The sequence below is a fragment of the Desulfovibrio sp. 1214_IL3152 genome (genome assembly GCF_036763055.1).
In the GTDB taxonomy this organism is placed as follows: Bacteria; Desulfobacterota; Desulfovibrionia; order Desulfovibrionales; family Desulfovibrionaceae; genus Desulfovibrio.
On the sequence record NZ_JBAIYW010000023.1, the window covers coordinates 1 to 4349 of the forward strand.

Annotated in this window: 7 protein-coding genes; 6 read left to right on the forward strand and 1 reads right to left on the reverse strand. The window is 56.9% G+C overall.

Annotated features, from left to right (window positions below):
- The 6 genes from V6C07_RS00405 to V6C07_RS00430 form a co-directional block, all read left to right on the forward strand.
- Positions 1–586: PDZ domain-containing protein (locus tag V6C07_RS00405; protein WP_333534367.1), on the forward strand; the 586-nt coding region annotated here is incomplete at its 5' end.
- Between the two features lie 219 nt (positions 587–805).
- Positions 806–994, forward strand: a complete 189-nt coding sequence (locus V6C07_RS00410) for a ferredoxin (RefSeq protein WP_333534368.1) — start codon at positions 806–808, stop codon at positions 992–994.
- A 446-nt stretch (positions 995–1440) separates the two neighbouring features.
- Positions 1441–2112: a YkgJ family cysteine cluster protein gene (locus V6C07_RS00415; RefSeq protein ID WP_333534373.1), complete on the forward strand. Its 672-nt coding sequence runs from the start codon at positions 1441–1443 to the stop codon at positions 2110–2112.
- 145 nt (positions 2113–2257) lie between these two features.
- A complete protein-coding gene (locus V6C07_RS00420; protein WP_333534369.1) occupies positions 2258–2650 on the forward strand; it encodes a hypothetical protein in 393 nt (130 codons plus the stop codon).
- Positions 2647–3270 (forward strand): tetratricopeptide repeat protein, encoded by a 624-nt coding sequence (locus V6C07_RS00425; RefSeq protein WP_333534370.1) that lies wholly within the window; start codon positions 2647–2649, stop codon positions 3268–3270. The genes V6C07_RS00420 and V6C07_RS00425 overlap by 4 nt, the downstream gene beginning before the upstream one ends.
- Positions 3271–3625: 355 nt before the next feature.
- Positions 3626–3916, forward strand: coding sequence for a pseudouridine synthase (locus tag V6C07_RS00430; RefSeq protein WP_333534371.1), 291 nt, complete (start codon positions 3626–3628; stop codon positions 3914–3916).
- 86 nt (positions 3917–4002) lie between these two features.
- Here the strand turns inward: V6C07_RS00430 and V6C07_RS00435 are convergent, their stop codons facing one another.
- Positions 4003–4245 (reverse strand): hypothetical protein, encoded by a 243-nt coding sequence (locus V6C07_RS00435; RefSeq protein ID WP_333534372.1) that lies wholly within the window; start codon positions 4243–4245, stop codon positions 4003–4005.
- Positions 4246–4349: the final 104 nt, after the last annotated feature.

A 4349-nucleotide genomic window follows, 5' to 3' on the forward strand; every position in this document is an offset into this window, starting at 1 on the left:
ACGACGCTCTTCCGATCTAGGCGGCGTTGCCCCGCTCTGGCTCGGGCTCGACGTGCAGAATGTGGACCCGCACACAGCTATGGCCCTGGGCCTCAGCAGAGCGCGCGGCGTGCTGGTTGTCGCCATTTATCCCGACACTCCGGCTGAAAAGATTCGCATGCGCCCCGGCGACATCATAGACAGCATCAACGCCTCGCCCGTGCGCGACAGGCGTGATTATCTTGACATTATGCGCAACCAGACCGCAGATGCCAAACTGCGCCTGAGCCTGCGCCGCGACGGCGAAACCATCGCGCTGGACATCAGGCCAGCGCCTTTTACCGATGACAAAGCCCGCAGGCTCATGCACAAGCTCTGGGGGTTCAAGGCCGCGCAAACAGCCGGAAAAGTTGTTATAAACAGTGTTGATGCCAAGGGGCCTTCGCCTTTCTTGCAAAAGGGCGACGTCATTTCTGCGGTAGGGGCAATTCCCGTGCATGAAGAAAAAGACCTTTTGCAGGCATTCCGGCGAGAACGCATGTCAGGCCAGGTGCTTATGCAAATCAAGCGTAACGGCAAGGGCTATTACGCTCGCCTTGTTCCCTGAAAAAAAGCTTCAGCCCTTTGCGGCCTGAAAACATTGGAGGCTTGATGCCGGTTTCGGAGCACGGCACAGGGCTGAAGCTTACAAACCACCGCCGACAGCCGCTTTTACGGCACGGCGCAAAGGACACTTGACAGGGGCATGGGCTAAAGCTATCCAATTGCACAAGCTAATTCTACCCGCTTGTGTGATCAAGCAAGACAACCTATTGGGAGGACGATCATGGGTTACAATGTGAATGTCGATGTGGACAAGTGCATAGGCTGTGGCGAATGCGTGGACGTGTGCCCCGTTGAAGTTTATGAAATCAAAGACAGCAAGTGCGAAGCCGTAAGCCCCGAAGAGTGCCTCGGCTGTGAATCCTGTGTGGAAGTCTGCGAAGTCAACGCCATCACCATTGAAGAAAACTAGAGCAATTTCACTTTGAAATTGCTCTGGCGGATGCGGGAGCAGACGCCCGCCACGGAGGCGTAAGCGCAATTTATTTGCGCGGTTAAACGCCGAAGTGAGCGTGCATCAAACTTTGAGAATGTATATTATCAAAGTTAATCTGCTCCAGGTGATAATGGAAGGCCCTACGGCATTCCATTGTTGACCCACTCGCAGACAGAGTGTTGTGCCGCCCGACGCTCGCGCGCCAGGCGGCACTTACATAAAATGCGCAAACCACGGCCGCCGGCCCGTGCAGGTCTGGATAAAACACCTGGTACTTACGGCGAGCCGCGCGGGTTTTGAAAAAATACCCGCCCAAAGGCCCCGGGCCACAAGCGCACGGGCGAGGCATCACGCCCGAAAGCCCGCTCCGCCGCACACCTGCCGGACGGCCCATGCGCCCTCCGCACAGCCACAGGATAATCATGATCCCTGACCTGAACGCTATTTTCACCCGCTACGAAAACCTGCGGGCCGAGGCCGACGCCCTGTTTGAACGGGTGCGCGACAGCTATCCCCAGTGCGTGACCTGCAAAGAAGGCTGTAGCGACTGCTGCCACGCCATGTTTGATCTTTCGCTGGTGGAAGCCATGTATATTAACCGGGCCTTTAACACCACTTTCGGGCATGGTCCCGAGCGCTCGGCCATACTGGAACGCGCTTCAGAACTTGACCGCCACACAACCCGCCTCAAGCGGGAACTGTACAGGGCGGAAAAAGACGGCGAAAGCCCCGAAGCCATCATGAGCATCGCCGCCAAGATCAAGATGCGCTGTCCGCTGCTGGACGATGCCGACCGCTGCCTTCTTTACGAAGCCCGGCCCGTCACCTGTCGCATTTATGGCGTGCCTACAGCTATTCGTGGTCAGGGCCACGTTTGCGGTTTTTCCGCATTCGAAAAGGGCAAGGCCTACCCCACCGTGCATATGGACAAGATGAACGACAGGCTTGAAGAGCTGAGCAAGGACATCGCAACCACAGTGCAGTCGCGCTTCAAGGAACTGCACGAAGTGTACGTGCCGCTGTCCATGGCCCTGCTGACCCGCTACGACGAAACCTATCTTGGCATTGGGCCGGCCAAGAAAGAACAGGCCTGATACAAAACGGCGCGGCAGTGTATTCCGCCGTGCCGACACAGCCGCAACCGCCCGTGCGCGCGGGGGCGTGGCGGCGGCGCTGGCCTGACAAGGGCCTTACCTACGCGCCGGAAAACGGATTTTCGCGCACTGCAAGGAGTCCGGCATGTTCGGCAGCATACCCGCTACCGTCTTTCGAGACGGAACGCCGCAGGAACTTACGGAAGAGCAGGAAGTGCTCAAACGCGAGATTTATGAGCGCATGAATCCGCGACGCCGCAAGTTTGTGGACCGTCTGGGTTACGACAACTGGGATCCTTTCCAGAAGCCCAACGATCCCCTTGATCTGCGCACAGACATAAGCAAGCGTACCACGCAACAGCTGGTTAACGAATTTCTGCACGACGCGGGCAAAAAAGGCCCGTATGGCAAGGCTTACAGCAAGGGCGCCACAGAATGCGCCTTGGGCGTTATTAATAAAGACGAAAAATACATGGGCATTTTCGACTTTTGCCGCTGGTACTATGATCTTCTGAAAAAAGAGGGGCACATCCAATGAAAGCTCGCTACGATGACCTGGACGAATACATTGCGGACCTCAAGGCGGAAATTGCCGAAAATGAGCAGTGCGCCAACCATTACTACAACCTGGGCCTGGCTCTGCTGACCAAACGCGACTTTATCGCCGCTGAAGAAGCTTTTTTGAACGCTGTGCGCAACTCGCCGCACCTGGCCGAAGGCTATGTGCAGCTTGGCGGCATCTGCCTTGAACGCGGCGACCTTGACGGCTGCCTGCGCTACAATGAAGAAGCCGCAAACTGCCGCGCCAAGTTCCCCGTGCCGTGGAGCAACATTGCCTTTGTGCACCTGCAGCGCGGCGAACCGGACAAGGCCATCACCGCCCTGAACAAGGCCCTCAAATGGGATCCCAACTTTGTGCAGGCCCAGAACGCGCTGGCGACCGCCTATTTTATGAAGGGCGACATCAAAGCCTGCGAAACCCAGTGCTTGTCCATCATCAAAAAAGAACCCGCCTTTGCCCCGGCCTGGAACAACCTGGCCCTGGCCTACTTTGATCAGGGCGAATTCGCCAAAGCCAAAGAAGCGGCCGACAAGGCGCAAGAACTGGGTTTTGAGGTGTCTGAAGCCTTTCTTGAAGAACTCAAGGCTCACTGCTAGCAAAACTTTTGCAACAAAGCAGAAAGGCCCGCGAGCATCCGCCGCGGGCCTTTTTCTGAGCAAGTTCACTTTGAAACTGCTCTGCCAGATGCGGGAGCAAACGCCCGGCGCAGGGGCGAAAGAGAAATTTATTTATGCTGTTACGCGCCGGAGCGGGCGTCCCGGAAGCATTGAGAATGGATATTCTTGCTGTGAAAATGCTCCACATGTACGGAGCAAATCCGGCATTATGGCATATGCGAAAAAAGGCATGGTTCTTGCTTATCTATGCAGCGTGAACCGGTGCGGCCGATTTTGCCGCCCCACGGCCTCCGCCGCAGAACAGGCGGAAGCGCAAAGCACAAGGAGAACCCCCGTGGAACTGGAATTCCGTTTTCGCAATAATGATATGGGCCCGCTTTTTCCCACATTTCAGGAAAGGGTCAATGCCATGCTGCCCGCCAACCATGCAGACGCGGCGTCTTCTGCCGCCCCTGCCCTTGAGGCTCCGGCAGTGGAAACACCCCACATGCTCAATAACGAAGAAATGACCCAGGCGCTGGCCCAGGTGGAAGAAGAAGCCGCCCAGCACAGCCAGGAAATGCTTCAGGCGCACTCCGGCCTTAATGAGCAGCGCGTGGCCCGCCTGCTTGGCCTGCTGGACTAGGGGGCACCCCCTTGAAACAGCTTGTGGCCGCTCTGGCTCATACAGGACAATAAGCACGGCTCAAGTGGCAACAGCTCTAGAGCAATTTAACTTTGAAATTGCTCTAACAGCTTCTGTCGTGGGCTTTCGGCCTTGCGTATCAGGGCATGCAACGCTTGAAATGGCTGTTCAGCCGCGAAGTATCGCGCCATTTCAAGCGAAGCGCCAAACTGCGCATGCAAAGTACCGCCAGTTTGCCCTTGCGGCTGCTCTGCGTCCGTTTTTTGACACATGTTCTGCGTTGCAAAAACCTTCTGCGCCGCCGCCCAAATGGCGCGCGTCTCAAACATCAAAAACATCCAGCCAATGTGCCACCCGCGCTCCTTGCGGGGCATGCGCCCGCAACTGCATGGCGCAGCCGCTGCATCCGGTCAGGGTCACTGCGGGGACAGAC

What these genes read in the sequence shown, in the direction of transcription:
- V6C07_RS00410 (WP_333534368.1), top strand. Translation starts at nt 806, where the DNA reads ATGGGTTACAATGTGAATGTCGATGTGGACAAGTGCATAGGCTGTGGC.
- V6C07_RS00415 (WP_333534373.1), top strand. Translation starts at nt 1,441, where the DNA reads ATGATCCCTGACCTGAACGCTATTTTCACCCGCTACGAAAACCTGCGG.
- V6C07_RS00420 (WP_333534369.1), top strand. Translation starts at nt 2,258, where the DNA reads ATGTTCGGCAGCATACCCGCTACCGTCTTTCGAGACGGAACGCCGCAG.
- V6C07_RS00425 (WP_333534370.1), top strand. Translation starts at nt 2,647, where the DNA reads ATGAAAGCTCGCTACGATGACCTGGACGAATACATTGCGGACCTCAAG.
- V6C07_RS00435 (WP_333534372.1), bottom strand. Translation starts at nt 4,245, where the DNA reads ATGTTTGAGACGCGCGCCATTTGGGCGGCGGCGCAGAAGGTTTTTGCA.